We start from the raw sequence: 26,848 nt of genomic DNA on the forward strand, positions 1-26,848 counted from the left end.
CTTCAGCTCAATAAATGCCCTCAGCGCAAGAGATAAAGCAGCGGATAGAGCAGGATCCAGATCAGATCGACCATATGCCAGAAGGCGGCGGCGGTCTCCACGTTCTCCAGGCTGGTACGCCAGCTGACCAGTCCCAGCAGCGCCAGGCCGAACAGCACATGGGCGAAATGAAAGGCGGTCAGCCCATAGTAGAAGCCGAAGAAGGTGTTGGTGTCCGGGGTGATGCCGATGGCGAACTTGCTCGAATACTCGACCACCTTGATCACGCCGAACAGTACGCCGAGCCCCATGGCGGCGGCGAGCCACTGGCGGGCACGCCGGATACGCTCGCTGGCGGTGGCCTCCACCGCCAATGCCACACAGAGCCCGCTGGTCAGCAGCACCAGCGTATTGAGCCCTCCCAGCAGCGGGTCGAGCTTCTGCTGGGAGGCATCGAACAGCGCCACCTGGGCGGCGCGTTCGGAGGAGTAGAGGGCGAAGAACGCCATGAACACCAGCAACTCGCTGAGGATCAGCACCCATATCAGCGGATTGCCGGGTAGGGCAGAGAGCGGCCCCCAGCCGGGGTTGGGTAGCTCCTGCTCCCTCATGCGTCGCTCAGGGTGACCCGGGCGACGCCGAAGGCCAGGCTGCGCGGGTTATCCACCGGGCGGTTGGAGGTCAGGCGGGCGATGCCCACGGCACAGCGGCCGACCATCCAGATCAGGCAGGCGGTGAAGTAGAGATAGCCCAGGGCCCAAGGGGCCATGGGCGGCGTGCCGACCAGCCCGAGCAGCTGCCAGGCGGCAGTGAAGAACGCCCCGCCCAGCACGCCCAGCCAGAAGGTGCGAATCTGGAACTGCAGGTGGCTCTTTACCCAGGGCTCGGCGCTTCGCTGCTTGACGTGGGCGATCAGCACGCCGACAGGCGCCGTTACCACCGCCAGCACGCTGCCCAGGAAGAGCATGTAGACGATGATGGCGGCGCCGCGCCCCCGGGACTGCTTGCCGGCAGGGACTTCGTTCATATGGCGAGCGTTGGCGGGTATGGCCTGAGGGGTGGACATGGCGGGTCCTCGCGTGACGGGCGACCGGCCCTGGCGAGCCGGTCTAATGATGTATTCAAAATGCTACTATAGCGCGAGGTCGCACGAAAAGCCTTGGCCTGGATCAACTCTCGGCCGGCTTGGTTTCGATGGACCGAACGTCGACACCCGGGGTCGCGGCCGAGTGGCCAGGGTGCTTCTTGTCGCGGGTCAGCATCGGAACACGACGCTCGGTCCACCACATCCAGATGATCGAGACCAGGGTCACGCCGAAGCAGAGCATCCATACGGTGGTGGCCACGCCGGTGAGGTCCACCAGGGCGCCGAACATGATCGGCAGCAGGAAGCCACCCACTCCGCCGGCCAGGCCGACGATGCCGGAGACCAGGCCCAGGTTCTCGTGGTACTCGTTGGAGAGGTACTTGAAGACCGAGGCCTTGCCGATGCCCCAGGCGATGCCCACCACGAACAACGCCGTGGTGAACAGCCACACCGGGATGCCGAAGCCGAACTCCACCACCCCTTCGCCACCGGCGCCGGCCACGCGGTACTGGGTCTCGGGATAGGACATGATGAACAGCGCGATCAGGCTGGCCCACATGCAGGCCCAGGTGACGGTATGCGCCCCGAAGCGGTCGGAGAGCCAGCCGCCAAAGGCGCGAATTACCCCCGAGGGCAGCACGAAGATGGTGGCGATCAGGGCAGCGACCTGAATGCCGAGGCCGTACTCTCCCATGTAGTAGCGGGTCAGCCACAGGGAGACACCGACATAGCCGCCGAACACCACGGAGTAGTACTGACAGTACTTCCACACCCGGGGGTCGTTGAGCACCTTGAGCTGGTCACGCAGCGAGACGCTGCTGCTGCTGCGATGGGCCGGGTTGGAGTAGGTGAAGCACCAGAACAGCACGGCGGTGACCAGCATGATGCCCGCGTAGATATTGGGCACCGCCTGCCAGCCCAGCACCACGATCACGGTGGGGGCGATGAACTTGGTGACCGCGGCACCGGCGTTGCCGGCACCGAAGATGCCCATGGCCAGGCCCTGGCGATCCTTCTCGAACCACTTGGCGGTGTAGGTGATGCCCACCGAGAAGGAGCCGCCGGCCAGGCCGACGAAGGCACCCAGCACCAGCAGCTGCCAATACTCGGTGGCGAACTGCACCAGCCAGATGGCCGGCACGATCAGGAGCAGGATGATGAAGAACACCGGCCGACCGCCGTGGCGGTCGGTCAGCGAGCCCAGGGGCAGGCGCGACAGGGCGCCGGTCAGGATGGGCACCGCGGTGAGGATACCGAACTGGGTACCGTTGAGGTTGAGCTCTTCGGCGATCGGCACGCCGATCTCGCCGAACATGGTCCACACCATGAAGCACATGGTGAAGGCGAAGGTGTTGGCGATCAGCACCGAGGTCTGCTTGAAGCGTTCAGAGGCCATGGGACCCTCCGAGTCTATCGGGTTAAGGGACGATATCGGGTTCGGTAAGTGATCAGGGGTTCTTCACATAGGCGCCGGGACGCAGGTAGAACCACCAGTTGACCACCAGGCAGACGGCGTAGAAGACCGCGAAGCCGTACATGGCGAGCTCCGGTGTGCCGGCCTTGATCTGCTCACCCATCACCCGGGGCGCGATAAAGGAGCCATAGGCGGCGACGGCGGAGGTCCAGCCCAGTGCCGGGCCCTTCTGCTGGGGGTCGAAGATGAAGCCGATGCTGCGGAAGGTCGAACCGTTGCCAATGCCGCTGGCGGCAAACAGCAGGATGAACAGCAGCAGGAACATCCAGAAGTACTGGTTGGGGTCGGTGGAGTTGTAGGCCAGCATCATCACGTAGCCGGCGCCCACGGAGCCCACCACCATGATCGCGGTGATCACCTGGGTGACGATGGAGCCGCCCAGCTTGTCGGAGATCCAGCCGCCCACCGGGCGGATCAGGGCGCCGACGAAGGGACCCATCCAGGCCCAGGTCAGGGCGCTGGGGGCGTCCGGGTTGGCGACACGGGTCATGCTGCCATCGGCGGCCACCTCCATCATGTTGCCGAAGATCACCGAGATGGAGAGCGGCAGGGCCGCGGAGAAGCCGATGAAGGAGCCGAAGGTGGCGATATAGAGCACGGTCATCGACCAGGTGTGCTTGTTGGAGAAGATCTCGAACTGCTTCTTGATGGCGGGCTTGATATCACCCGGGATCAGGCGCAGCAGCACCACGGTCAGCACAATGGTCAGCGGCAGGGCGATCCACATGTTGAGATAGCCCAGCGCCACCACGCCGGCGATGGAGGTCACGATGCCGACCCCGTAGAGGCCGAGAATCTTGCCGAAGGCCTGCAGCGGGGAGCCCGGGTTTGGGGTGATCGTGCGCAGGTTGTTCATGCCGAACCAGCCCGCGAAGGCCAGCGGAATCAGCAGCAGCATCCACACGAAGCCGGCGTTCTGGATCCAGGTATCGGTGCCCGCCTCGATGCGCCCGATCAGGGTGCCGCTGGCCTTCTCGAGCGCCATCGGTTCGCCACCCAAGGCGCCGAAGATGCCCACTGTCATCACCAGCGGGATCAGGATCTGCATGGTGGTGACGCCGAAGTTGCCGAGCCCGGCGTTCATGCCCAGGGCATAGCCCTGCTGTTTCTTGGGGAAGAAGTTGGAGATGTTGCTCATCGAGTTGGCGAAGTTGCCGCCGCCGATGCCCGAGAGCAGTGCCAGGGCCTGGAACACCCAGAACGGCGTCCCGGGGTTCATCAACGCGATGCCGGTGCCCATGGCGGGGAGCATCAGCAGGGCGGTGGTCAGGAAGATGGTATTGCGACCACCGGCGATACGGATCATGAAGGAGGCGGGGATGCGCAGGGTGGCACCGGCCAGGCCGGCAATCGCGGTCAGGGTGAACAGCTGCTCCACCGAGAACGGAAAGCCCAGGTTCTGCATCTGCGTGGTGATCATGCCCCACATCAGCCAGATGGCGAAGCCCAGCAGCAGGCTGGGAATGGAGACCCACAGGTTGCGGTTGGCAACCCTCTTGCCCTCCGACTCCCAGAACTCCTCGTTCTCGACATCCCACCGTTCGATGTCGGCATTCTTTCTGGTCATGACGTTTCCCCCTTGAGGTCTAGCGGTGCTCGCATCGGCCATGATCGGGTTGATCAATATCAAGGCGCGCGAAGATGGGGGAAAGATACGCCGCGCGGCGGCATCGGGAAACGTGGCATGCGGCTCCCCCTGGCGGTGGCATACCTCCAGGGGGGTAGGAGAGGGTCGTTGTTAGCTTTATGTTTTTATTGGTTTATTTTTATTGTATAGGTAAGGGCAAGGAGCGCGTCGACGCCCCGGGGGTATTTGGAGGTATCCACACAGAGCCCGCTTCGGCTAGCGCTCGATGCCCTCCTGCACGGCCCACACCGCCGCCTCGACCCTCGAGCGCAGGTTGAGCTTCTTGAGCAGGTGCTTGACGTGAACCTTCACCGTGCCCTCGGTGATCTCCAGCTTGCGGGCGATCATCTTGTTGGAGAGCCCCGCGGCCAGCTCGCGCAGGATCTCGCGTTCCCGCTGGGTCAGGCTGTGGATATCCGGTGCCGCCGGCTGGCTGCGCTGCTTGCGCAGGGCATCGGCGAGCAGCGATGTCAGGCTCTCGCTGAGCACCATGCGACCCAGTGCCGCCTGGCGCAGCTGGCGAATCATCTCGTCGGGATCCATGTCCTTGAGCAGGTAGCCGTCGGCGCCCGACTGCAGGGCATTGACCACATCCTCTTCATGGTCCGAGACCGTGAACATCACCACGCGGCCGGCGAAGCCGTTGCCGCGCAGCCGCCTGAGCGTCTCGATGCCGTCGATTCCCGGCATGTTGAGGTCGAGCAGCACCATGTCGGGGTCGAGCTCCTGTGCCAGGCGGATCCCCTCTTCGGGCTCCCCGGCCTCGCCGGCGAGCAGCAGGTCATCCTCAAGTTCCAGCAGCTGGGAGACGCCGCGCCGCAGCAGCGGATGATCGTCGATGATCAGGATGGTGGCGGGGTGATCGGTCGTGATGGCGGTCATCCTCGACTCCTGTGGCCATGGGGGAAATCGGCCACCTCATCGGCATTCAGGGTGGCGTCGTCTGGGTGGGGGGTCACCTGCTGATGGATCAAGCGGGCGGTCTGGGGCGTGAAGATCAGCTCGACCCGTGTACCGCCGCCGGGGCGGTTATGCAGGCTCAGGCGGCCGCCCAGGGAGTCGGCGCGGTCGCGCATGATCACCAGCCCGTAGTGCATCGGTGGCGAGCTGTCGTCGGCCAGGCCGATACCGTCATCCTCGATGACAACGTGTAGCCGGGCCGCCTGGAAGCTGACGGAGACGGCGGTCCAGTGGGCATTGGCATGCTTGAGCACGTTGGCCAGCGCCTCGCGCACCACCTGTAGTACATGGATCTCCTCATTGGGACTGAGCAGATGGGGCGGTACATCGATCTCCAGGGGGACACTGAAACCGAGGCGCTCGCCGAACTCCCGTGCCGTCTGACGCAGTGCACTGGCCAGGCCCGGAGCCTCCAGCTTGAGGCGGAAGGTGGTCAGCAGCTCGCGCAGCTGACGGTAGGCGCTGTCGAGCCCGGTGCGCAGCTCGTCGAACACCGGCGCCTGGCTCTCCCGCGGCATCTCCTTGAGCTGCATGCGCTCCAGGCGCGCCACCTGCATCTTGAGATAGGAGAGTGACTGGGCCAGGGAGTCATGCAGCTCCCGGGCGATGATGGCGCGCTCGTTCATCAGCGACACCTGCTGCTGCTCCTCGATTCGACGCTGCAGATAAATCGCATTGGCCAGCTGGTCGGCCAGGGCATTGAGCAGGCGGCGCACGCTGTCGGTGAGGGGCTGGTTTTTGGGGTGCCACACCTCCAGGGTGCCGAGCATCAGCTCGCCGACGCTCACCGGCAGCAGCACGCACTCGCCCTGTTCGGTCTGCTCCAGCCTGAGCGGCACGGGATCGATCAGGCAGGCGTGGCAGTCGTGATCGCGGCAATACTCCGGGCGGCGCGGCGAATGGGTGGCCAGTATCGGGATCTGGCGATCATCGTAGGGGTCGTTCAGCGATAGCCGAATCGGACCGACCTCGAGCAGCTGCTCCAGCTCGCGCAGCATGGGCGCGGCGCTGGCGCAGAGGTCGTTGCCACCGCCGTAGAGCGCGCGGCTGCCATCGTGCATCACCTCCATGGCTCGATTGCTGCGCTCGAGCTCCAGCTGCTTGCGCGAGGCACGTGCCTCCAGCTCGGCGTAGCTGGCACCGAGCTCCGTCGCCATGCCGTCCAGGGTGCGCCCGAGCAGGGCGAGCTCGTCGTTGCCCGTAAGGTGCGTTCGATAATCGAAGTTGCGTCGAGCGGCCTCGCGGGCGAGTACCACCAGCTGGCGCAACGGCACCACCAGGTTGTGACGAATATCATAGAGGGCGATCGCCACCACGACCGCGGTCAGTATCAGAAACAGGATCTGCAGGGCGCTGAGCAGCTGGATCTTCGATTCGCTGTTCCGTTCGAGGAGCCCGACCAGCCGGTCGATGTCCGCCACCAGGCTGTCCAGCGCCTGACGCAGCGGGTCGACCTGAATTCTTGCCTCGTCGATGGCCTGGCTTACCTGGGGAGCCAGCGCCGTGTGCCAGCTCGCCACGAGCAGCCGGTACTGCTCCCGCAGGGGGTGGTCCTCGGCCGTGGGCAGCGTGGCGGTCAGTCGGGGGCTGGCCAGGCGGGTCTCCAGGCGTGACATCAGCGCTTCCACTCGCTCACGTTGCGCCGGCTCGGGGTGCCGTTCATAACGCTGCAGGGCCGCGACGATCTGGTAGGTGTTCATGCGCAGCGAGCCGGCCACGTTGATGGCGGCGGCGTCACCACGGCTGTCGTTGGCCACCGTCATGGTGACCACGATGCTGATCAGGGCCATGGCACTGATGGCGAGCAGGGAGGCGACGATGCGGGCCACCAGGGAGTGTTGCAGCAGTTTCATAGTCTCCACAAGCCGTCGGGGAGTGGCGCATTGCATGGGGCTGGCTCGAGTCTACTACACCCAAGGGGGTAGGGCAGGTACCTCCACTGCCCCTTTGACCCCGGGGGCGGCTCTACACAGACTTTGACCACACTCCACCGCTCCCTGGCCTTGCGATGCCCCACGTCTCCGAACGCGATGCCGTCGTCGGCTACCGCCCCCTGGTGGTGGTCCTGCTGTCGCCGCTGGCCTTTGCGCTGGTGTTCGCCAGCTGGACCATCTTTGCGGTGCTGGGGCTGGAGCTGCGCGCCATGCTGAGACTGGGCGAGCTCGGCTTCGCGCTCATGCTGGCCACCCCCATGCTGACCGGGGCGCTCGCGGCGCTCCCCATGGCCGCCCTTGCCCGGCGCCACGGTGGGCGGCGAGTGATGATCGCCTGCCTGCTGCTGATCTGTCCCTTCCTGTGGGCGGTGGCCCACTCCAGCACCTATCTGCACTTTCTGCTCGCCGGCGGCGGACTGGGGCTGGGGGCCGGCTCGCTGGCGGCGGGGCTGGTCTATGTGGCCGAGCTGTCACCGCGGCGGCATGCCGGTCTGGCGCTGGGGCTCTATGGTGCCGGGATGGTGGGGGCCGGGCTTAGCTACCTGCTGCTGCCGCTGATCAGCCAGGCCTATGGCTGGCGCAGTGCCCCTCTGCTCTATCTGCTGCCGGTGCTGGCGGTGGCGGCGCTGTTGTGGCTGTTCGCCGATGACCCGGATCCCCCGGCCGCTTCGGGCGAGATCGACGATGACGACATGACGAGAGGAGAGCGGCCGGGCTGGCTCGAGGCCCTGCGACACTGGCGCCCCTGGCGACTGGCGGTGGTCTACAGCTTCTTCTATGGCGCCTTCGTGGCGCTGTCGCTGTGGCTGCCGGGCTACCTCGGTGACCAGTATGGCCTGGAGTTGCGAAGTGCCGCGCTGCTGGCACTGCCTTTCCCGCTGGCGGTGGGGCTGGGGCAGGTGGCTGGCGGCGCCTGGGGGGACGCCCACGACTTTCGCGCCCTGCGCTGGTGGGTCAGCGCCTGCGTGCTGGTCTGCCTGTTCCTGCTCTCCTACCCCCCCTTCACCATGCAGATCGAGGGGGTGGGCCGGGTGCTGACGCTGCACTATGCCGCGCCACTGTGGGGCTTTCTGACGCTGCTGGTGACCATGGGGCTGATCATGGGGGTGGGACAGGGCAGCCTGATGCGCATGATTCACCGCGACCACGGCAGTCAGCTGGCGCTGGTGGGTGGGCTGGCACTGACCCTGGGCGGCCTGTTTGGCGCTCTGCTACCGCTGATGTTCGCCCTGGGCAATCACTGGCTAGGCATCCGCACCGCGGGGTTCATGTTTCTCTACGCGTCGCTGGTGGTGTGCATGCTGGTGATGCTCTGGGATCACGTCAACGGCGCGGGGCGAAAAGGGGCCTGATAAAGGGGCCTGATAAAGGCGATACCTCGCCCATGATGGGCCTCTATCTCCTTGGTGGTACAGAGGCGGTATATGGAGGTAACCGGGCAGTAATCGTCGCGCCGATCACCCAGAATTGCCTGCATGTCACCGGCCTGGTCCACGCATGATGCGCACTCGATCCAGGCTGACCGAGTGGCCCCGCGAGGTCACACCTCTTTTTCAGGAGCCTGGAGAGCGACCATGAGTCACTTCATCGATCGGCTGAACTTCTTCCGCAAGGCCCGCGAGCCCTTTGCCAATGATCACGGCGAGCTGCGCGACGAGTCCCGCGGCTGGGAGAACGGCTACCGGCAGCGCTGGCAGCATGACAAGATCGTGCGCTCTACCCATGGGGTGAACTGCACTGGATCCTGCAGCTGGAAGATCTACGTCAAGAATGGCCTGGTCACCTGGGAGACCCAGCAGACCGACTATCCGCGCACCCGGCCCGACCTGCCCAACCACGAGCCGCGGGGTTGTCCGCGCGGTGCCAGCTACTCCTGGTACATGTACAGTGCCAACCGTCTCAAGTATCCGCTGATCCGCAAGCCGCTGCTCAAGCTGTGGCGCCAGGCGCTGAACGAGAAGAGGGACCCGGTCGAGGCGTGGGCCTCCATCGTCGAGGACCCGGCCAAGGCCAAGCAGTACAAGCGTGCCCGCGGCATGGGCGGCTTCGTGCGCGCCGACTGGAACGAGCTTAACCAGCTGATCGGCGCCTCCAACGTCTATACCACCAAGCAGTACGGGCCGGACCGCATCATCGGCTTCTCGCCGATTCCCGCCATGTCCATGGTCAGCTACGCCTCCGGTGCCCGCTATCTGTCGCTGATCGGCGGCGTCTGCCTGTCGTTCTACGACTGGTACTGCGACCTGCCCCCGGCCAGCCCCCAGACCTGGGGCGAGCAGACCGACGTGCCCGAGTCCGCCGACTGGTACAACTCCGGCTACATCATCGCCTGGGGCTCCAACGTGCCGCAGACGCGGACCCCGGACGCCCACTTCTTCACCGAGGTGCGCTACAAGGGTACCAAGACCGTCTCGATCACCCCGGACTACGCCGAGGTCTCCAAGCTCACCGACGAGTGGCTCTCCGCCAAGCAGGGCACCGATGCCGCCCTGGCCATGGCCATGGGTCACGTCATCCTCAAGGAGTTCCACCTCGAGAAGAGCAGCAGCTACTTCACCGACTATGTGCGGCGCTATACCGACATGCCGTTCCTGGTCGAGCTCGAGGCTCGCGAGGACGGCAGCTATGCGCCGGGACGCCAGATGCGCGCCAGCGACTTCGAGGCGAGCCTGGGCCAGGGCAACAACCCCGAGTGGAAGACCGTGGCGTGGGATGAGACCCGCGATCAGCTGGTGGTCCCGCGTGGCTCCATCGGTTTCCGTTGGGGTGAAAATAGCGGCGAGACCGGCGACGAGGTGGGCAAGTGGAACCTCGAGCCGCTGGACGCCGAAGGCACCGAGATCAAGCCGCTGCTGACCCTGGCCGACAGGCATGACGAGGTGGCGAAGGTCGCCTTCCCCTACTTCGGCGGCATCGCTCACGAACACTTCGATCACGTCAAGAGCGGCGGCGCCAGCGAGGAGCTGCTGTTCCACAGCCTGCCGGTCAAGCGTATCAAGAAGGCCGACGGCTCCGAGGCGCTGGCGGTCACGGTGTTCGACCTGATGTGCGCCAACTACGGCATCGACCGCGGGTTTGGCGAGGATGACGGTGCCACCTCCCTGGACGAGGTGAAGCCCTACACCCCGGCCTGGCAGGAGAAGATCACCGGCGTGCCCGCCGAGCAGGCCACCCGTATCGCCCGTGAGTTCGCCGAGAATGCCGACAAGACCCAGGGTCGCAGCATGATCATCGTCGGTGCCGGCATGAACCACTGGTACCACATGGACATGAACTACCGTGGTCTGATCAATATGCTGGTCATGTGTGGCTGCATCGGGCAGAGCGGCGGCGGCTGGTCCCACTATGTCGGGCAGGAGAAGCTGCGCCCGCAGACCGGCTGGACCCCGCTGGCCTTCGGCCTCGACTGGCAGCGTCCGCCGCGGCACATGAACGGCACCTCCTTCTTCTACAACCACTCCTCCCAGTGGCGCTACGAGAAGCTCGAGATCAAGGAGATCCTGTCGCCGCTGGCCAAGGCCGAGGACTACCCAGGCAGCCTGATCGACTTCAACGTTCGCGCCGAGCGCATGGGCTGGCTGCCTTCCGCGCCTCAGCTGGGCACCAACCCGCTGCGCCTGGCCGCGGCCGCCGAGGCCGCCGGCATGTCCACCCAGGACTACGCCGTCCAGCAGCTCAAGGAGGGCAAGCTCGCCTTCGCCGCGGAGGATCCGGACAACCCCCAGAACTTCCCGCGCAACATGTTCATCTGGCGTTCCAACCTGCTGGGCAGCTCCGGAAAGGGCCATGAGTACATGCTCAAGTACCTGCTGGGTACCCGTCACGGTATCCAGGGCAAGGACCTGGGCGACTTCGGCGGCCAGAAGCCGGAAGAGGTCAAGTGGCATGACGATGCCCCCGAGGGCAAGGTCGACCTGCTGGTGACCCTGGACTTCCGCATGTCCACCACCTGCCTCTACTCGGACGTCGTGCTGCCTACGGCGACCTGGTACGAGAAGGACGACCTCAACACCTCCGACATGCACCCCTTCATCCACCCGCTGACCGCGGCCACCGACCCGGCGTGGGAGTCGCGCAGCGACTGGGAGATCTTCAAGGGGATCGCCAAGTCATTCTCCGAGGCCGCCGAGGGGCATCTGGGCGAGGAGACCGACCTGGTCACCCTGCCGCATCAGCACGACTCCCCGGCCGAGCTGGCTCAGGTCGATGTGAAGGACTGGAAGAAGGGCGAGTGCGAGCCCATTCCCGGCAAGACCATGCCGGCGCTGATCGAGGTCAAGCGTAACTACCCCGAGACCTATGAGCGCTTCACCTCCATCGGCCCGCTGCTCGAGAGCATCGGCAACGGCGGCAAGGGCATCAGCTGGAAGACCGAGTCCGAGGTGGACCTGCTCGGCAAGCTCAACCACCGCAAGACCGAGGGGCCGCACAAGGGGCGTCCGCGTCTCGACAGTGCCGTCGATGCCGCCGAGATGATCCTGACCCTGGCGCCGGAGACCAATGGCCAGGTGGCGGTGAAGGCCTGGGATGCGCTCTCCAAGATCACCGGGCGGGATCATACCCACCTGGCGCTGCCCAAGGAGGACGAGAAGATCCGCTTCCGCGACATCGTCGCCCAACCGCGCAAGATCATCTCCAGCCCCACCTGGTCCGGCCTCGAGGACGAGCATGTCTCCTACAACGCCGGTTATACCAACGTGCATGAGCTGATCCCGTGGCGCACGGTGAGTGGTCGCCAGCAGTTCTACCAGGATCACCCCTGGATGCGCGCCTTCGGCGAGAGCCTGCTGGTCTATCGTCCGCCCATCGATACCAAGGCGGCGGTAAGCGTGGCCGAGCACGGTTTTGCAGAAAACAAGGACAACGGCAACCCGGAGATCGCGCTGAACTGGATCACCCCGCACCAGAAGTGGGGCATCCACTCCACCTACAGCGACAACCTGCTGATGCAGACCCTGTCGCGGGGCGGTCCGATCGTCTGGATGTCCGAGGACGATGCGAAATCCATCGGCGTCGAGGACAACGACTGGATCGAGCTCTACAACGCCAACGGCGCCATCGCGGCCCGGGCGGTGGTCAGTCAGCGGGTCAAGAACGGCATGGCGATGATGTATCACGCTCAGGAGCGGATCCTGAACATGCCGGGCTCCGAGATGACCGGCACCCGTGGCGGCATCCACAACTCGGTGACGCGTGTGTGTCCCAAGCCGACCCATATGATCGGTGGCTACGCGCAGCTCTCCTACAGCTTCAACTACTACGGCACCGTCGGTTCCAACCGCGATGAGTTCGTTATCGTGCGCAAGATGAAGAAGATCGACTGGCTGGACGGTGAAGGCAATGATTACGAGCAGGAGGCCGTGAAATGAAGATTCGTTCCCAGGTAGGCATGGTCCTCAACCTCGACAAGTGCATCGGCTGCCACACCTGCTCGGTGACCTGCAAGAACGTCTGGACCAGTCGTGAGGGAGTGGAGTACGCCTGGTTCAACAACGTCGAGACCAAGCCCGGCATCGGTTATCCCAAGGAGTGGGAGAACCAGGGCAAGTGGAAGGGCGGCTGGATGCGCCGCAAGGACGGCAAGATCGAGCCGCGCATCGGCGGCAAGTGGCGGGTGCTGGCGAATATCTTCGCCAACCCCGACCTGCCGGAGATCGACGACTACTATGAGCCGTTCACCTTCGACTACGAGCATCTGCACACCGCCAAGCAGGGGGAGCACCAGCCCACCGCGCGGCCGCGCTCGCTGATCTCCGGCCAGCGCATGAACAAGATCGAGTGGGGTCCCAACTGGGAGGAGATACTGGGCACCGAGTTCGCCAAGCGGCGCAAGGACATGAACTTCGAGAAGGTGCAGGCCGATATCTACGGCCAGTTCGAGAACACCTTCATGATGTATCTGCCGCGCCTGTGCGAGCACTGCCTGAACCCGACCTGCGTGGCGAGCTGCCCCTCCGGTGCCATCTACAAGCGCGAGGAGGACGGCATCGTCCTGATCGACCAGGACAAGTGCCGCGGCTGGCGGATGTGCATCTCCGGCTGCCCCTACAAGAAGATCTACTACAACTGGAAGACCGGCAAGTCCGAGAAGTGCATCTTCTGCTACCCACGCATCGAGGCCGGCCAGCCGACGGTCTGCTCCGAGACCTGTGTGGGCCGCATTCGCTACCTCGGTGTGCTGCTCTACGATGCCGACCGCATCGAGGAGGTCGCCAGTTCACCGGACGTGCGCGATCTCTACCACCGTCAGTGCGAGATTTTCCTGGATCCCAATGATCCGGAAGTGATCGCCCAGGCGAAGAAGGATGGCATCACCGATAACGTGATCAAGGCCGCCCAGGCCTCGCCCGTCTACAAGATGGCCATGGACTGGGGGCTGGCGCTGCCGCTGCACCCCGAGTATCGCACCCTGCCGATGGTCTGGTATGTGCCGCCGCTGTCGCCGATCCAGTCCGCCGCCGAGGCCGGCAAGGTCGAGTTCGACGGCGTGATGCCCAGGATCGAGTCGCTGCGCATTCCGGTGAAGTACCTGGCCAACATGCTGACCGCCGGTGAGGAGGAGCCCGTGGTGCTGGCGCTCAAGCGCCTCATGGCCATGCGCCTCTATATGCGCGGCAAGCATGTGGAAGGCCAGGCCAACACCGAGGTGCTGGAGGGCGTCGGCCTGACCGAGCAGCAGGTGGAAGAGATGTACCGCTACCTGGCCATCGCCAACTACGAGGATCGCTTCGTGATCCCCACCAGTCATCGCGAGATGGCGACCGAGGCGTTCCCGGAGCGCGGTGGCTGCGGCTTCAGCTTCGGCGATGGCTGCCACGGCGACAGCAGCGAGAGCCTGTTTGGCGGACGCAAGACCACCGCGACCCTGGTCCAGCCGGTGACCTTCGACCCGCAGGCACAGAGTGAGGAGACCCGTCATGGCTGAAGCCGCACAACAGATGGAAACGGTGGCAGACATGCTGAGCCTGCGCGTGCTGGCCCGGCTGCTGGACTACCCCACCGAGGAGCTCCAGGCCGCCGCCCCGGAGATGATCGAGATCCTGAATGCCGAGCGCCGCCTGTCGGCGGCGCGACGCACCGCCCTGATGGATTGGTGCCAGCGTCTTCTGGAGGCCGACATCATGGAGCTCCAGGCGGAGTATGTGGCGCTGTTCGATCGTGGTCGCAATACCTCGCTGCTGCTCTTCGAGCATGTGCATGGCGAGTCCCGCGACCGGGGTCAGGCGATGGTCGACCTGATGGCCGAGTACCGTGCCGCGGGCTTCGAGCTCGACGCCCATGAACTGCCGGATTATCTGCCGCTGTTCCTGGAGTATCTCTCCACCCGTTCCGAGGCCGAGATCGGCCGCTGGCTGGGCGAGATCCGCCATATTCTGGCGCTGCTTACCGCGCGTCTCGAGGAGCGTGAGGCCGATTATGCCCTGGTGCCGCTGGCGCTGCTGGCGCTGATCGGTGCCGATGATGACGTCGCCGCCCATCGCCAGACGGCGAAGGAGGAGGCGCCCGACTACACCGCCGAGGCACTGGACGAGGTGTGGGAAGAGGAGGCAGTGCGCTTCACCGCCGATTCCGACCAGGATTGTGCCCTGCAATCCGCCGAGGGGCGCCGGCTGGCCGAGCGCAAGAACGTTACCCAGAGCGAGGCGGTGCGGGTCCTCGACCCCGCTGCTCCCGCCCGGAAACACTGAACGGAGACCCGTCATGAACTACCTCAATACATTGCTGTTCGGGCTCTACCCCTACCTGGCCGGTACCGTCTTCCTGATCGGTAGTCTGATGCGTTTCGATCATGGCCAGTACACCTGGAAGACCGGCTCGAGTCAGATGCTGACATCGCGCAACATGCGGCGTGCCAGCAATCTCTTCCATATCGGCATCATCGTGATCTTCTTCGGTCACCTGGTGGGCTTGCTGACCCCGCATTGGGTCTATTCGCCCTTCGTGAGCGCCGGCACCAAGCAGGTGATCGCCATCATCATCGGTGGCATCGCCGGCATCATGTGCCTGGTGGGTGGCGTGATGCTGGCCCATCGCCGCATCACCAATCCGCGGGTGCGTGCCTCCTCGAGCCCGATGGACACCGTCATCATCGGGCTGCTGGTGGTGCAGGTCTCGCTGGGCCTGCTGACCATCATCCCTGCCCTCGGTCACCTGGACGGCGGCGTGATGATTCAGCTCGCCCACTGGGCACAGTCCATCGTCTTCTTCCAAGGCGGCGCCGCTGTCTATCTCGAGAGCGTGGGCTTCATCTACAAGCTGCACATCCTGGTGGGTCTGACCATCATTCTGGTCTTCCCCTTCACCCGACTGGTGCATGTGTGGAGCGTGCCCTTCGGCTATGTGACCCGTCGTTACCAGCTGGTGCGCAAGCGGGGCTGAAACGGTTTCGAGGAAAAAAGCATGCAAAAGATCGATATCGAGATGATTCCGGGGGGGGCGAGCCCCCCTCCCATCCGGGTCGGTGAAGCCACCATCGCGGAGGCCGACATCGCCCAGGAGATGCAGTACCACCCGGCAGACAGCGCCGGTACCGCCCAGCTCAAGGCCGCCCGTGCCCTGGTGGTACGCGAGCTGCTCCGCCAGCGCGCCGCCGCCCTGGGTCTGGCCGATGACGACGGTGCGGACCTCGACGAGGATGATGCCATCATCGCCGCCCTGCTGGAGCAGGAGCTGGACGTGCCCGAGCCCTCGGAGGAGGACTGCCGGCGCTTCCACGCCACCCACGCCGAGCGCTTCAGTGAGCCGACGCGGTTGCAGGTTCGCCATATCCTGCTGGCCGCGGCGCCGGATGATGCCGAGGCCCGGGATGCCGGCTATCGTCTGGGCGAGAAGCTCGTCAAGGAGCTGGGCGAGCATCCCGAGCGCTTTACCGAGTTTGCCCAGCGTCACTCCGCCTGTCCCTCGAAGGAGGAGGGGGGCGAACTGGGCTGGCTGGCCCCGGGCCAGACCGTGGCCGAGCTCGACGATGCCCTGCATCGCCTGCCCGAAGGGCTCCATGATCGACCCCTCGCCTCGCGTTACGGCTGGCATGTGGTCAGCATCGATGCCCGCCAGGGGGGGCGCGAGCGTCCCTATGAAGAGGTGGCCGAGCATGTGCGCCACAGCCTGCGCGAGCAGTCCACCCGCCGCGCCCTGCGCCACTATCTGATGGCGCTTCAGGCGGAAATCGGCGTCGAAGGCGTCAGCCTCGACGACGAGAGCGGCAGCGCCCTGATGCAGTAACCCCCTCCCTCGAGATCCTGTCGCCCCACTGGGCGGCAGGATCTTGCGCTTTCTTGATGCCCGTCACTTCCCCCCCACCCCGCTCCGCCGCACCATGGCCGGAAAGGAGGCCCTCATGTCCCATGTTTCTGCCAATACACCCTTTGCCCCTCTCGGTATCGCCGTGCTGACCGTTTCGGACACCCGCGGCTTCGCGGAGGATGGCAGCGGTGATCTGCTTTCCGCGCGCCTGACCGATGCCGGCCATACCCTGGTGGAGCGCTGCATCGTGCCCGACGACATCTATCGCATTCGGGCGGTGGTCTCGAAGTGGGTGGTACGCGACGACATCCAGGTGGTGCTGGTCAACGGCGGCACCGGCTTTACCACCCGCGATACCACCCCCGAGGCACTGGCCCCGCTGTTCGACAAGGCGGTCGATGGCTACGGCGAGCTGTTCCGCCATCTGTCGCTGGCCACGATCGGCACCTCCACCATTCAGTCCCGTGCCGTGGCGGGGCTCATCGACCGGACCCTGGTGTTTGCCATGCCCGGTTCGCCCAAGGCGTGTGCCACCGCCTGGGACGGTATTCTGCTCGAACAGCTCGATGCCCGTACCCGGCCCTGCAACTTCGTGGCCATGGTGCTGCCGCATGGCTCGAGCTGTGCCAGCCGCCAGCCCGAGGCGGCGCCTGGCGAGGCGCTGAGCGAGACGGAAAGCGGCGAGGAGATTGGCGCATGAACTGCGGCTGTGCGGAGGTGATCACCCCGGGGCTGGTCGATCTGTTCGACGCGCGTGAGCGCATGGCCACCGCGGCCCGTCCGGTGGCAGGGGGCGAGCGGGTGGCACTGGAGGAGGCCGAGGGGCGCGTGTTGGGTGACGCTGTCGCCGCCGCCCTGGATCTTCCCGGCGTCGATAACAGCGCCATGGACGGCTATGCCCTGCGCCTGGCCGAGCTGACCCCCCGGGGCCTGCCGGTCATCCAGCGCGTACCCGCTGGTGCCGGCGTAATGCACCTCCCCGAGGGAGGCTGCGCGCGTATCTTCACCGGCGCCCCGGTACCCATCGGGGCCGATGCCGTGGTGCCACAGGAGAAGGTGCGTCTGGATGCCGAGGGCCGGGTGCATGTCGAGGGAGGCCTCTCTCCGGGGGCCAATATCCGCCGCCAGGGAGAGGAGAGTCGTGCCGGGACACCGCTGCTCGCCTCGAACACTCGTCTCGAGGCCGCCGCGATAGCCCTGCTGGCCAGTCATGGCATCGCCGAGGTAACGGTGAGGCGACGGGTGAGGGTCGCGCTGCTCTCCACCGGCGACGAGCTGATCGAGCCGGGCCAGCCGCGTGCCCCGGGCCAGGTCTTCGACAGCAACCGCGCGATGCTCAAGTCGCTGATGGCCCACCAGAGCATCGAGCTAATCGATATCGGCGTGGTTCTGGATGACCCCCATGAGCTGCAGCGAGCCCTGGAACGGGCCCGCGACGAGGCCGATCTGGTAGTCTGTAGCGGTGGTGTATCGGTGGGCGAGGAGGATCATGTGCGCCCGGCCATCGAGCGGCTGGGGGGCATCGTCTTTCATGGGGTGGGGATCAAGCCTGGCAAGCCCTTCGCCCTGGGCTTTCTTGGCGAATCCCTCGACGCCGGCACACCGCTGGTCGCCCTGCCGGGCAATCCCGTGGCCTCGCTGGTGGGGTGGCAATTCCTCGCCCTGCCGCTGCTGCAGGGGTGCCAGGGCATGACGCCGCCACCGCTGCAACGCTTCCCGGTCAAGGCCGGCTTTTCACGACGTGGACCGCGTGGGCGCCGCGAATTGCTGCGCGTCGTGATCGACTGGAGTTCCGGCACACCGGTGGCGCAGCTGGCCGGTGGGCAGGGGTCGCATATGCTGAGTGCCGCCAGCCAGGCCCATGGCTACCTGCTGGTCGACGCGGATACCGATGTGGAGGAACACCATGCCTATGGATACTGCCCAGCCGCCCAGTTCGGCCGCTGACCTGCTGTTCAAGCCGCGCCAGCTGCGTGATCTGGTGCGCGGTGTGCCGTGGCTCGGTGCGCTCTCCGACGCGGAGGTCGAGGCGCTGCTCGAGGACTGCGAGCCGCGTACCCTGGCCAGCCGCGAGTGGCTGTTTCGCCAGGACACCCCTGCCGAGTGGCTGCATATCGTGATCAGCGGGGCGGTACGGCTGGTGCGCAGCGCCGGCGACGGTCGGCTGGCCACCATCCGCTGCGTGGAGCGAGGGGGCACCCTGGGCGAGCTGAGCATGGTCGCCCGAGAGGGCGTCTATCTCTACTCCTCCGAGGCGCTGCGCCGAACCCATGTGCTGTCGATTCCCGCCGCGCGCTGCCGCGAGGCCATGGATCGTCACCCCGAATGCCGTGCCGAGTTCATGAGTCGCCTGGCGCTGGAACTTACCGACCGTCTCGAGGACATGGCACTACTGACCCAGGGCGATGCCATGTCGCGGCTGGTCAGCTACATCCTGCGCCAGCTACCATCGGGGCGAAGCAACGAGCCGCGGGTGGTGCGCCTGACCATTCCCAAGCGCTGGCTGGCCGCCCAGCTGGCGGTGACCCCGGAGACTCTCTCTCGCCTGCTGGGCAAGCTGCGCGACAGCGGCGCCATCAATATCGATCGTCAGCGGCTCACGGTGCTCGACGAGCAGAAGATGCGCGATCTGATGGTGGTTGACGATTAAGCCCAATCCAGAAGGGTGGCAAGGCGTTGTGGCAGATGAAGGGGCAGGTGAGAGGGGTGGCGAATGAGAGAATCGGCGGCTGACGAGAGGGGAGAGCGTGCGACTGGAGTACACGGGCCCGTTGCCCGAGCAGGTGGGGTTTCTGCTGCTGCCGCAGTTCTCGATGATGGCGTTCTTCGCCGCGGTGGAGCCGCTGCGTATCGCCAACCGCATCAGCGGTCGGCCACTGTTCGACTGGACGCTGATTAGCGTCGATGGCGAGCCGGTCACCGCCAGTAACGACATGACCCTGCTCGTCGACTGTGCCATCGATGAGGTTCACCATCTCCCCTCCCTGGCGGTATGCAGCGGCTTCGAGCCCGAGGCCTACCTCGGTCGCCCGTTGATGGCATGGTTACATCGCCTCGACCAGGCCGGGGGAGCCCTGGGGGGGCTGGATACCGGCTGCTTCCTGCTCGCCGCCGCCGGCCTGCTCAAGGGCGAGCGGGTCACCCTGCACTGGGAGAGTCTGCCCGTCTTCCGCGAACGCTTCCCCGCCATCCCCACCTCCGATGAGCTTTTCGAGCTCGGCGAGCGGCGCTTCTCCTGTGCCGGCGGAGCCGCGGCCATGGACATGGCCCTGGCGGTGATCGCCCGACGTCACGGCACGCGGCTGGCCATCGATGTCTCCGAACAGCTGATCCACGAACGGTTGCGCAGTCGCGGCGACCAGCAGCGGATGACCCTGGCGCGACGCCTGGGGACCCATAACCGTCGCCTGGTGGAGGCGGTAGCGCTGATGGAGCGTCACCTGGAAGCTCCCCTGTCGGTGGCGGATATCGCCCACCGCTGCGGTGTCTCCTTGCGACAGCTCCAGCGCCTCTTCGAACGCCACCTCGCCACCACTCCGCGGAGCTGGTACCTGGGTCTGCGCCTGGAGCGTGCCCAGCACCTGCTGGTCGAGACCGACATGGATGTACTCGCCATTGGTCTGGCCTGTGGCTTCTCCTCCGCATCCAGCTTTTCGCGGGCCTTCAGCGAGCGCTATGGCCACTCCCCGCGGGAGGCACGCCGGCAGGGCTCTCAATAGCAGTTCCTTGAAGCCTTTTCTTTTGTCAACTATCTAAATATAAAGCGTATTTCGCTCGCCAATGGGGGCATTTGCACTAGTCATTGGTGCAACGGAAGGTGTCTGGCCATAGTCATTCGTACCAGCAGTAACCCGTACAACATGGCAAGCGAGGGGCGTCCCGATACCGGCATCTGAGGCCGGAAACGCCTGGCTGGTATGACGATTCCGTTGACACAAGAGGAGATAACAACATGCAACTGCCGTCACTGATCGAGATTCCCAACGGCGAGAAAGTGGTACCGACGTTCTCCGATAACGAGATGAAGGGGCGCCTCGCTCGCCTGCGCGACTACATGGCGAAGAACGAGGTCGACGCTGTTGTGTTGACCTCCTATCACAACATCAACTACTTCAGTGACTTCGTCTACTGCAAGTTCGGCCGCGACTACGGCCTGGTGGTGACCCAGGACAGCTTCACCACCGTGACCGCCAACATCGACGGCGGTCAGCCCTATCGTCGCAATCGCCTGGGCGACAACATCGTCTACACCGACTGGCAGAAGGACAACTTCTTCAAGGCCGTCAAGCAGCTCTGCGAAGGCAAGCGTCGCGTCGGCGTCGAGTACGACCACATGACGCTGCAGAACAAGCAGAAGCTGGTCGATGCGCTGGGTGATGTCGAGCTGGTCGACGCCGGCGTGCCCACCATGCAGATGCGCATGGTCAAGTCCGACGAGGAGATCGCGCTGATTCGCCAGGGCGCTCGCATCGCCGACGTGGGCGGCGTTGCCGTGCGCGATGCCATCTACGCCGGCGTGCCGGAGTACGAGGTGTCGCTGGCCGGTCAGGCCGCCATGGTGCGCGAGATCGCCAAGACCTACCCCAACAGCGAGCTGATGGATACCTGGGTGTGGTTCCAGTCCGGTATCAACACCGACGGTGCCCACAACCCGGTGACCAGCCGCCGCGTGCAGCCCGGCGATATCCTCAGCCTGAACACCTTCCCGATGATCTCCGGCTACTACACCGCCCTGGAGCGCACCATGTTCCTCGGCCATGCCTCCGACGAGCACCTGCGTCTGTGGGAGGTGAACTGCGAGGTGCACCGCCGCGGTCAGGAGCTGATCAAGCCCGGCGTGCGTTGCTGTGACATCGCCCATGAGCTCAACGAGATCTTCGCCAAGCACGACCTGCTCAAGTACCGCACCTTCGGTTACGGCCACTCCTTCGGCACCCTGAGCCACTACTACGGCCGCGAGGCGGGCCTGGAGCTGCGTGAGGACATCGAGACAGTGATCGAGCCCAACATGGTGGTCTCCATGGAGCCGATGATCACCGTGCCGGAGGGCCTGCCGGGTGCCGGTGGCTATCGCGAGCACGATATCCTGGTGGTCAACGAGCACGGGGCCGACAATATCACCGGCTTCCCGTATGGCCCGGAGCACAATATCATCAAGTAATGTTTTAACGACAAAGGGGGAGCTCTGCTCCCCCTTCTTGACGATAGCGTGCGGGGAGAAACGAGATGAGCAGTGTCAAGATAGAGAACCTTGACTGGGTAACCTACAAGTCGCTGACGGAAAGTGGTCAGTGCAGAATCATCCTCCCGGTGGGGGCCATCGAGCAGCATGGGCCTCATATGTCGCTCAATCCCGATGTGCTGATTCCCAGCCATATTGGCGAGAAGGTGGCGGAAAGAAGCCACAATATGCTGGTAGCGCCCGCCATCAGCTATGGATACAAGTCACAGGTAAAATCCGGGGGAGGCAACTTCTTTCCAGGCACAACCTGCGTGTCGGGCGCCTCGCTTGAGAACTATGTATTCGATGTGTTGCAGGCCTATGTCAACCATGGCAACCGCGAATTCATCCTGATCAATGGCCACTTCGAGAACTCCATGCACCTCTGTGAGGCCGCCGACAGGCTGGTCAACAAGTGCAAGGGCGAAGGCATTTCGATCAAGATCTATCTGCTCTCCTACTGGGACTTCATCAGCGAGGAGACCATCGAGAAGGTGTTCCCCGACGGCTTCACAGGCTGGGCCGTTGAGCATGGCGGTGTGCTGGAGACGTCGATCATGCTCAAGCTTCACCCTGAGCTCGTCGACATGTCTAAGGCCGTCGACGTGGAGCCGGCCACCTTCCCTCCCTACGATGTCTTTCCCCCCGACCCCTCCTGGGTAGCACCGTCCGGGACCCTGTCTTCTCCGCTCAATTCGACGCCGGAGAAGGGAGAAATGATCCTCGAGGAGTGTATATCGGGAATCGTATCGCACTTGAACTGATTCACTGTCATGGGCTCCGAATCACCCTCGGGGCCAAGAGATGTCAGGGATGATGCCAAGTACAATAATAGCGAGGTATCAAGATGTCAGATAAAGAACCGGTCACGGTCCCACGGTTCACGGGACGAGACCTCCCCCCCTTCGGGCGACTGGTCATCCAGTTTGCTCCTCCCGTTGCCATCATTGCGCTGATCCTGATGGTGCTTGGAAACCCCGATGGTGTTGCCTCGGTCATCTTCGACATGAGGACCTATGTCACGGGTGGCTTCACCTGGTTGTTTATCCTCTATTCGCTCTTTGCCGTCGCGGTATGCGGCTGGCTGGTGTTCAGCAAGGTCGGAAGTCGAGTCAGGCTGGGCGGCCCCAAGGCGAAGCCCGAATACAGTAACTTTGCCTGGTACTCGATGCTGTTCGCCTGTGGTCAGGGGATCGGCCTGATCTTCTGGTCGGTGGCCGAGCCCATCATGCTGCGTGACTCCAGCCCCGTCTTTGAGGCAATGGAAGGTAATGTGGCGGGCGGTGGTATCGTCTGGGCCTACTTCCACTGGGGCTTCACCGCCTGGGCCATGTACTGCGTCGTGGCGGTGTGTCTCGCCTATTCGCACCACAACCTGGGCAAGACCCTGACCTTCCGTGAGGCGACGGTGGATCTGCTGCCACGCTGGTCGCGTGGTGGTGCCGGCGTGGTCATCGAGTTGCTGGCAATCATGGCAACCATCCTCGGACTCTCTACCTCCTTTGCCTTTGCGGCGATGCAGTTCACCGCGGGTCTAACATCATTCACCGGAGTCTCCTCCGGGCCGACCATCTGGCTGTTTGTCATCGTGGGCCTGGGTGCCGCCGCGGCTATCTCGGCCTTCTTCGGCATCAGCAAGGGGATGCGCCTGATCAGTGAGACGAACTCGATCCTGAGTGTGGTGCTGGTGGTGGCTGCCTTCATCTTTGGGCCGACACTGTTCATCATCTCCAATATCACCCAGACCTTCGGCTCCTACTTCACGAACTTCGTTCCCATGAGTTTCTGGACCGATGCGCCGAGCACGGCCGATCCGCTGACCTCCTGGCAGCAGAGCTGGAATGGCTGGTGGACCGTCTTCATCTGGTGCTGGGTGATTGCCTTCTCCCCCTTCGTGGCCGGCTTTATCGCCAGGATCTCGCGGGGTCGCACGCTGCGTGAATTCGTTATCGGTGTCACCATCATCCCCTCCTTTATCGTCATGCTCTGGATCGGGGTTCTCGGTTCCGCTGCGATCTATTACGACGACAAGAGTGGCCGTGGCATCTCCGATGCGGTGAATGCGGATGTCGCCAGCGGGCTGTTTGCGATGCTGGAGTCCATACCGGTGATCGGCAGCTTGCTGCTGGTGGTGGCGACGGTACTGGTGGCGACCTACTACGTGACATCCCTGGATGCTGGCACCTACGCCCTGGCGGAGTTCGTTTCCGCACCGAAGCGCGCTGGCGCCTGGTTCCGCGTGGTCCTGGTCCTCAGCATCGGTGCTGTGGCGACGGTACTGCTAACCCTGGGGGGCAGTGGGGTGGTCGATACGGTCCAGACCGGAACCATCATTGGTGCCTTCCCCTTCTCCATCGTGATCATTCTGATGATCGTGAACACCATACGGCGCCTGCGCAGTCGCGACAGGGCGACCAGAGAGCTGGAGATGGTGGTCAATGATCCTGATCCCAATGTGGAGCTCAAGATCAACGAGGAGGGAGATATCCGAACGGTGTCCGCCGGCGAAATGAAACCGGGGGCGTCGAGCTCCTGACACCCAGTTCTCTATCATGTCTATCAATCGGCTCACTGGGCGATAGGGTGGTAGATAGCCATTAGAAGAAGGCAGGTAACCCGATAGCGATAAGGATAGTCTGTCGGATCACCTGCCTTCGGTCATTCTGGACCGATGGATCTATACGGTTAGATATTGGCGATTCCCGTCCTTAGAAAGTCGAGCACGTGGCGGGACGCCACATTCAACTCCGGCTCCTTGTAGTAAAGACCGATGCAGACGCGCTCCAGATCGGGCAGTGAATCCGTGTTGACGGCATGCTTGAGGTGGTCGGGAATGACGGAGCTGGCCATCGCGGTGATGCCAAGCCCCTCCTCCACGGCCGAGAAGATGCCCAGCAGGCTGGTGCTGGTATACATGAAGCGATAGGGGTGTGCCTGGCTCTGCAACGCCTCCTCCATGATCGAGCGATAGACACACCCCTGGGGATAGGCAATCAGCGGGAGCGGGCTATCGGCACCGCTGACCAGGTGGTCCTCCCTGAACACCCACTCGAGTTTTTCCAGGCGGTAGTCGCGAGAATCCCTGTCTTCATTCTCCTTTTCGCGCTCCATGGCCATGGCGATATCGTAGTGTCCCTTCTGATAGCGCTGGAGGATCACCTTGCTGATTTCGCAGTCGACCTCGACGATGATATTGGGATAGACCCGCGACAGCTTTCGTAGCGCCTTGGGCAGGAAGGCCAGTTCGAAATCGTTGGGAATCCCCAGGCGTACCTTGCCCGAGATATTCTCGCCTCTTACCTTTGCAATGACCTGGTCATTGATCTCCAGTATCTGCCTGGCCGCCTTGTAGAGATACTCTCCATCTTCGGTGAGCTCCAGGCTGGAACCTCTGAGAAAAATCTTGGTGCCAAGGATCTCCTCCAATTTCTTGATTTGAAGGCTGATCGCGGGTTGTGATCGACCCAGTAGCTCGCCAGCGCTGGTAAAGCCACCGAGATCCTTGATGGTGACGAAGGTCCTCAACAGGTCGGTGGGTATATTAGTCATTATTGGCCCATTTCGATGTCTGATGTGTGTATTGAGTATACAAATTGGCGCCTTTCATGCACGGAAAATACCTTGAAGGTGCAAAAACGAAAACACCACAACGCTGTTGCCACACCAACAACAAGAGGTATAGGCATATGGATTCCTGGGTGTTGACCACCTTCCTGATACTGACACTCTACATGCTGGTCCATGCCGGAGCCGCTTACCTGCGGAGAGAGCTGAAAAGAAAGTCCACCAATGGGTCAGCGAGGCAGTAATCATGGATTCCTACAAGCTGTTCAACTGGGGGCTTCTGTTCCTCACCTTCGGCCTGATGATCTATCTGGGCTTCCTCTCCTCCAGAATGATGAAGAAGGGCGATGAAGGAGGCTTTCTCGTTGCTGGACGTTCGCTGGGGGCCTTCGTCGGCGCCAGTACCATCGTTGCCACTGGCTTCAGTGGCTGGGGCTTCATGGGCTCACCGGGCGTTACCTACCAGTTTGGTGCCATCGAGGTGCTGGGCAACTTCTTCTTCGCCCCGGCGATGATGATCGCCGTACTCTATTTTGCAAGCTTCCTGCAGCGCAAGGCCATCGACATGGGCAGCAACACCATTCCCGAGTATATCGCCCAGATTCATGGCGGCGGTACCATGGGCCGACTCGTGCAGGGGGTCGCGGCGCTTATTACCATCCTGCTGCTGCTGGTGTTCCTGACCAGCCAGATCAAGGCCGTTGGCCTGCTGGGAGCCAGCTGGCTGGGCATCGAGCTGACCCAGAGCGCCCTGCTGATGGTCGGCGTCATCATCCTCTACACCATGCTGGGCGGACTCGCCGCGGTGGCCTGGACCGATACCGTGATGGTCTGCGGCATGTCGGTCGCCGCCGTCATCATCATGATACAGATCTTCACCTCGATTGATCTGGGCACCTGGGAGGCGTCGCTCAATGCGATCGACCCGGAGCTTCTGAATCCTAGCACCGGGGCCCATTATGGCGACAGCCCGGCGACGGTGTTCCTGGTGCTGCCCTATGCCTTCCTGTTTGCCGCGGTTCTGCCGTTCATGGCGATACGCTTCCTGGCCTTCAAGCCGGAGGTCAAGCTGCACAAGGCGGGCGTCTATGTGGCGATCATCGGGGCCCTGCTGAGCCTGGTGCCGCTCGTGGGTCTTTATATGAGGGCGCAGATGCCGGAACTGGCCGATCCTGACAATGCCATGCCGGCCTATCTCGAACACTTCATGCATCCGGCACTTCAGGGCTTTATCACCCTGTTTATCCTGTTCGCCATGAAGTCCACCGCGAACTCGCTGCTGCATACCGTGGCCTCGGCGACCTCCCATGACCTGCGGCTTGCCCTGTTCAAGGACCTTGTCCATAGCCAGCGGCTGGTGCTGTGGGTCAATCGCCTGGCCGTCGTGGCTCTCGGTGTCGTCGCCCTGCTGATGATGCTCTACGCGCCGCCCTTCATGCTCTCCTGGCTGGGGATCCTCGGTACCGGCACGCTGCTGGCCAGCATGATCGGTCCGGTGTTTATCTCCACCTTCTGGCAGGGCTCTGCCTGGGGCGCACTGGTCGCCATGCTGGCTGGCTTCGGTACCAGCGGCTACATGATGCTGTTCGCCGATGTGGGTTGGCTGATCGGGCCGCTGACAGGCTGCGTGGTCTCCTCGATCTGCTACGTTGGTGTGTCGCTGGTAACGCCCCGCATCCGGCTGAGTGGTTCGGCGGCTCGCATCTAAGCTTGTTTGTCCCATGCCATGGCGGCGCCCGCAGACTCTGCGGGCGCCGCT

General features: G+C 63.8%; 21 protein-coding genes. 14 read left to right on the top strand and 7 right to left on the bottom strand.

The window, feature by feature from the left end; all coding sequences use genetic code 11:
• Nucleotides 1-20 precede the first annotated feature (20 nt).
• The 6 genes from GRB80_RS06045 to GRB80_RS06070 all read right to left on the bottom strand — a co-directional run bounded on the left by GRB80_RS06045 (nt 21) and on the right by GRB80_RS06070 (nt 6,980).
• Nucleotides 21-590 carry a cytochrome c oxidase subunit 3 family protein gene (locus GRB80_RS06045; RefSeq protein WP_161422894.1) on the bottom strand — a complete coding sequence of 190 codons (570 nt, stop codon included), beginning with the start codon at nt 588-590 and terminating at the stop codon, nt 21-23.
• Nucleotides 587-1,045: a DUF4870 family protein gene (locus tag GRB80_RS06050; RefSeq protein WP_237561927.1), complete on the bottom strand. Its 459-nt coding sequence runs from the start codon at nt 1,043-1,045 to the stop codon at nt 587-589. The genes GRB80_RS06045 and GRB80_RS06050 overlap by 4 nt, the downstream gene beginning before the upstream one ends.
• 103 nt (nt 1,046-1,148) lie before the next feature.
• Complete coding sequence (locus tag GRB80_RS06055; RefSeq protein WP_161422895.1) at nt 1,149-2,462, bottom strand: MFS transporter; 1,314 nt, start codon at nt 2,460-2,462, stop codon at nt 1,149-1,151.
• A 52-nt stretch (nt 2,463-2,514) separates the two neighbouring features.
• A complete protein-coding gene (locus GRB80_RS06060; RefSeq protein WP_132041728.1) occupies nt 2,515-4,107 on the bottom strand; it encodes an MFS transporter in 1,593 nt (530 codons plus the stop codon).
• A gap of 276 nt (nt 4,108-4,383) precedes the next feature.
• Nucleotides 4,384-5,049 (bottom strand): two-component system response regulator NarL, encoded by a 666-nt coding sequence (narL, locus tag GRB80_RS06065; protein ID WP_132041727.1) that lies wholly within the window; start codon nt 5,047-5,049, stop codon nt 4,384-4,386.
• Nucleotides 5,046-6,980, bottom strand: a complete 1,935-nt coding sequence (locus tag GRB80_RS06070; protein ID WP_161422896.1) for a histidine kinase — start codon at nt 6,978-6,980, stop codon at nt 5,046-5,048. The genes narL and GRB80_RS06070 overlap by 4 nt, the downstream gene beginning before the upstream one ends.
• 155 nt (nt 6,981-7,135) lie before the next feature.
• On the opposite strand from GRB80_RS06070, the gene GRB80_RS06075 reads away from it, so the two are divergent.
• The 13 genes from GRB80_RS06075 (at nt 7,136) to GRB80_RS06135 (ending at nt 24,061) form a co-directional block, all read left to right on the top strand.
• Nucleotides 7,136-8,413 (top strand): MFS transporter, encoded by a 1,278-nt coding sequence (locus GRB80_RS06075; RefSeq protein WP_161422897.1) that lies wholly within the window; start codon nt 7,136-7,138, stop codon nt 8,411-8,413.
• A 222-nt stretch (nt 8,414-8,635) separates the two neighbouring features.
• Nucleotides 8,636-12,430 carry a nitrate reductase subunit alpha gene (locus GRB80_RS06080; protein ID WP_161422898.1) on the top strand — a complete coding sequence of 1,265 codons (3,795 nt, stop codon included), beginning with the start codon at nt 8,636-8,638 and terminating at the stop codon, nt 12,428-12,430.
• Nucleotides 12,427-13,986, top strand: coding sequence for a nitrate reductase subunit beta (narH, locus tag GRB80_RS06085; protein ID WP_161422899.1), 1,560 nt, complete (start codon nt 12,427-12,429; stop codon nt 13,984-13,986). Before GRB80_RS06080 ends, narH begins: the two co-directional genes overlap by 4 nt.
• A complete protein-coding gene (narJ, locus tag GRB80_RS06090) occupies nt 13,979-14,749 on the top strand; it encodes a nitrate reductase molybdenum cofactor assembly chaperone (protein WP_161422900.1) in 771 nt (256 codons plus the stop codon). The genes narH and narJ overlap by 8 nt, the downstream gene beginning before the upstream one ends.
• 13 nt (nt 14,750-14,762) lie before the next feature.
• Entirely contained in the window at nt 14,763-15,440 is a 678-nt protein-coding gene (gene narI / locus GRB80_RS06095; RefSeq protein WP_161422901.1) for a respiratory nitrate reductase subunit gamma, read from the top strand.
• Nucleotides 15,441-15,461: 21 nt separating this feature from the next.
• Nucleotides 15,462-16,283, top strand: coding sequence for a peptidylprolyl isomerase (locus GRB80_RS06100; RefSeq protein WP_161422902.1), 822 nt, complete (start codon nt 15,462-15,464; stop codon nt 16,281-16,283).
• 115 nt (nt 16,284-16,398) lie between these two features.
• A complete protein-coding gene (moaB, locus tag GRB80_RS06105; protein WP_161422903.1) occupies nt 16,399-17,004 on the top strand; it encodes a molybdenum cofactor biosynthesis protein B in 606 nt (201 codons plus the stop codon).
• Nucleotides 17,001-18,251, top strand: a complete 1,251-nt coding sequence (locus GRB80_RS06110; RefSeq protein ID WP_161422904.1) for a molybdopterin molybdotransferase MoeA — start codon at nt 17,001-17,003, stop codon at nt 18,249-18,251. The genes moaB and GRB80_RS06110 overlap by 4 nt, the downstream gene beginning before the upstream one ends.
• Nucleotides 18,211-18,954 (top strand): Crp/Fnr family transcriptional regulator, encoded by a 744-nt coding sequence (locus tag GRB80_RS06115; RefSeq protein ID WP_161422905.1) that lies wholly within the window; start codon nt 18,211-18,213, stop codon nt 18,952-18,954. Before GRB80_RS06110 ends, GRB80_RS06115 begins: the two co-directional genes overlap by 41 nt.
• A 97-nt stretch (nt 18,955-19,051) precedes the next feature.
• The gene (locus tag GRB80_RS06120) at nt 19,052-20,023 is read left to right on the top strand and encodes a GlxA family transcriptional regulator (RefSeq protein WP_161422906.1); all 972 of its coding nucleotides are present in this window, start codon (nt 19,052-19,054) and stop codon (nt 20,021-20,023) included.
• 233 nt (nt 20,024-20,256) lie between these two features.
• Nucleotides 20,257-21,465: a M24 family metallopeptidase gene (locus GRB80_RS06125; RefSeq protein WP_161422907.1), complete on the top strand. Its 1,209-nt coding sequence runs from the start codon at nt 20,257-20,259 to the stop codon at nt 21,463-21,465.
• A gap of 65 nt (nt 21,466-21,530) precedes the next feature.
• Nucleotides 21,531-22,289 carry a creatininase gene (locus GRB80_RS06130; protein WP_161422908.1) on the top strand — a complete coding sequence of 253 codons (759 nt, stop codon included), beginning with the start codon at nt 21,531-21,533 and terminating at the stop codon, nt 22,287-22,289.
• A gap of 83 nt (nt 22,290-22,372) precedes the next feature.
• Complete coding sequence (locus GRB80_RS06135; protein ID WP_161422909.1) at nt 22,373-24,061, top strand: BCCT family transporter; 1,689 nt, start codon at nt 22,373-22,375, stop codon at nt 24,059-24,061.
• A 149-nt stretch (nt 24,062-24,210) separates the two neighbouring features.
• On the opposite strand, the gene GRB80_RS06140 is transcribed toward GRB80_RS06135, so the two are convergent.
• A complete protein-coding gene (locus tag GRB80_RS06140; protein ID WP_161422910.1) occupies nt 24,211-25,074 on the bottom strand; it encodes a LysR family transcriptional regulator in 864 nt (287 codons plus the stop codon).
• 262 nt (nt 25,075-25,336) lie between these two features.
• Between GRB80_RS06140 and GRB80_RS06145 the strand changes: the two genes are divergently transcribed.
• Nucleotides 25,337-26,797, top strand: coding sequence for a sodium:solute symporter family protein (locus tag GRB80_RS06145; RefSeq protein ID WP_161422911.1), 1,461 nt, complete (start codon nt 25,337-25,339; stop codon nt 26,795-26,797).
• The last annotated feature ends 51 nt before the right edge of the window (nt 26,798-26,848 follow it).

Source organism: Halomonas icarae (assembly GCF_009901955.1).
Taxonomy (GTDB): Bacteria; Pseudomonadota; Gammaproteobacteria; order Pseudomonadales; family Halomonadaceae; genus Halomonas; species Halomonas icarae.

Excerpts from the sequence above, each read along its gene's own strand:
- GRB80_RS06045 (WP_161422894.1), bottom strand. The coding sequence starts at position 590 with ATGAGGGAGCAGGAGCTACCCAACCCCGGCTGGGGGCCGCTCTCTGCC.
- GRB80_RS06050 (WP_237561927.1), bottom strand. The coding sequence starts at position 1,045 with ATGTCCACCCCTCAGGCCATACCCGCCAACGCTCGCCATATGAACGAA.
- GRB80_RS06055 (WP_161422895.1), bottom strand. The coding sequence starts at position 2,462 with ATGGCCTCTGAACGCTTCAAGCAGACCTCGGTGCTGATCGCCAACACC.
- GRB80_RS06060 (WP_132041728.1), bottom strand. The coding sequence starts at position 4,107 with ATGACCAGAAAGAATGCCGACATCGAACGGTGGGATGTCGAGAACGAG.
- narL (WP_132041727.1), bottom strand. The coding sequence starts at position 5,049 with ATGACCGCCATCACGACCGATCACCCCGCCACCATCCTGATCATCGAC.
- GRB80_RS06070 (WP_161422896.1), bottom strand. The coding sequence starts at position 6,980 with ATGAAACTGCTGCAACACTCCCTGGTGGCCCGCATCGTCGCCTCCCTG.
- GRB80_RS06075 (WP_161422897.1), top strand. The coding sequence starts at position 7,136 with ATGCCCCACGTCTCCGAACGCGATGCCGTCGTCGGCTACCGCCCCCTG.
- GRB80_RS06080 (WP_161422898.1), top strand. The coding sequence starts at position 8,636 with ATGAGTCACTTCATCGATCGGCTGAACTTCTTCCGCAAGGCCCGCGAG.
- narH (WP_161422899.1), top strand. The coding sequence starts at position 12,427 with ATGAAGATTCGTTCCCAGGTAGGCATGGTCCTCAACCTCGACAAGTGC.
- narJ (WP_161422900.1), top strand. The coding sequence starts at position 13,979 with ATGGCTGAAGCCGCACAACAGATGGAAACGGTGGCAGACATGCTGAGC.
- narI (WP_161422901.1), top strand. The coding sequence starts at position 14,763 with ATGAACTACCTCAATACATTGCTGTTCGGGCTCTACCCCTACCTGGCC.
- GRB80_RS06100 (WP_161422902.1), top strand. The coding sequence starts at position 15,462 with ATGCAAAAGATCGATATCGAGATGATTCCGGGGGGGGCGAGCCCCCCT.
- moaB (WP_161422903.1), top strand. The coding sequence starts at position 16,399 with ATGTCCCATGTTTCTGCCAATACACCCTTTGCCCCTCTCGGTATCGCC.
- GRB80_RS06110 (WP_161422904.1), top strand. The coding sequence starts at position 17,001 with ATGAACTGCGGCTGTGCGGAGGTGATCACCCCGGGGCTGGTCGATCTG.
- GRB80_RS06115 (WP_161422905.1), top strand. The coding sequence starts at position 18,211 with ATGCCTATGGATACTGCCCAGCCGCCCAGTTCGGCCGCTGACCTGCTG.
- GRB80_RS06125 (WP_161422907.1), top strand. The coding sequence starts at position 20,257 with ATGCAACTGCCGTCACTGATCGAGATTCCCAACGGCGAGAAAGTGGTA.
- GRB80_RS06130 (WP_161422908.1), top strand. The coding sequence starts at position 21,531 with ATGAGCAGTGTCAAGATAGAGAACCTTGACTGGGTAACCTACAAGTCG.
- GRB80_RS06135 (WP_161422909.1), top strand. The coding sequence starts at position 22,373 with ATGTCAGATAAAGAACCGGTCACGGTCCCACGGTTCACGGGACGAGAC.
- GRB80_RS06140 (WP_161422910.1), bottom strand. The coding sequence starts at position 25,074 with ATGACTAATATACCCACCGACCTGTTGAGGACCTTCGTCACCATCAAG.
- GRB80_RS06145 (WP_161422911.1), top strand. The coding sequence starts at position 25,337 with ATGGATTCCTACAAGCTGTTCAACTGGGGGCTTCTGTTCCTCACCTTC.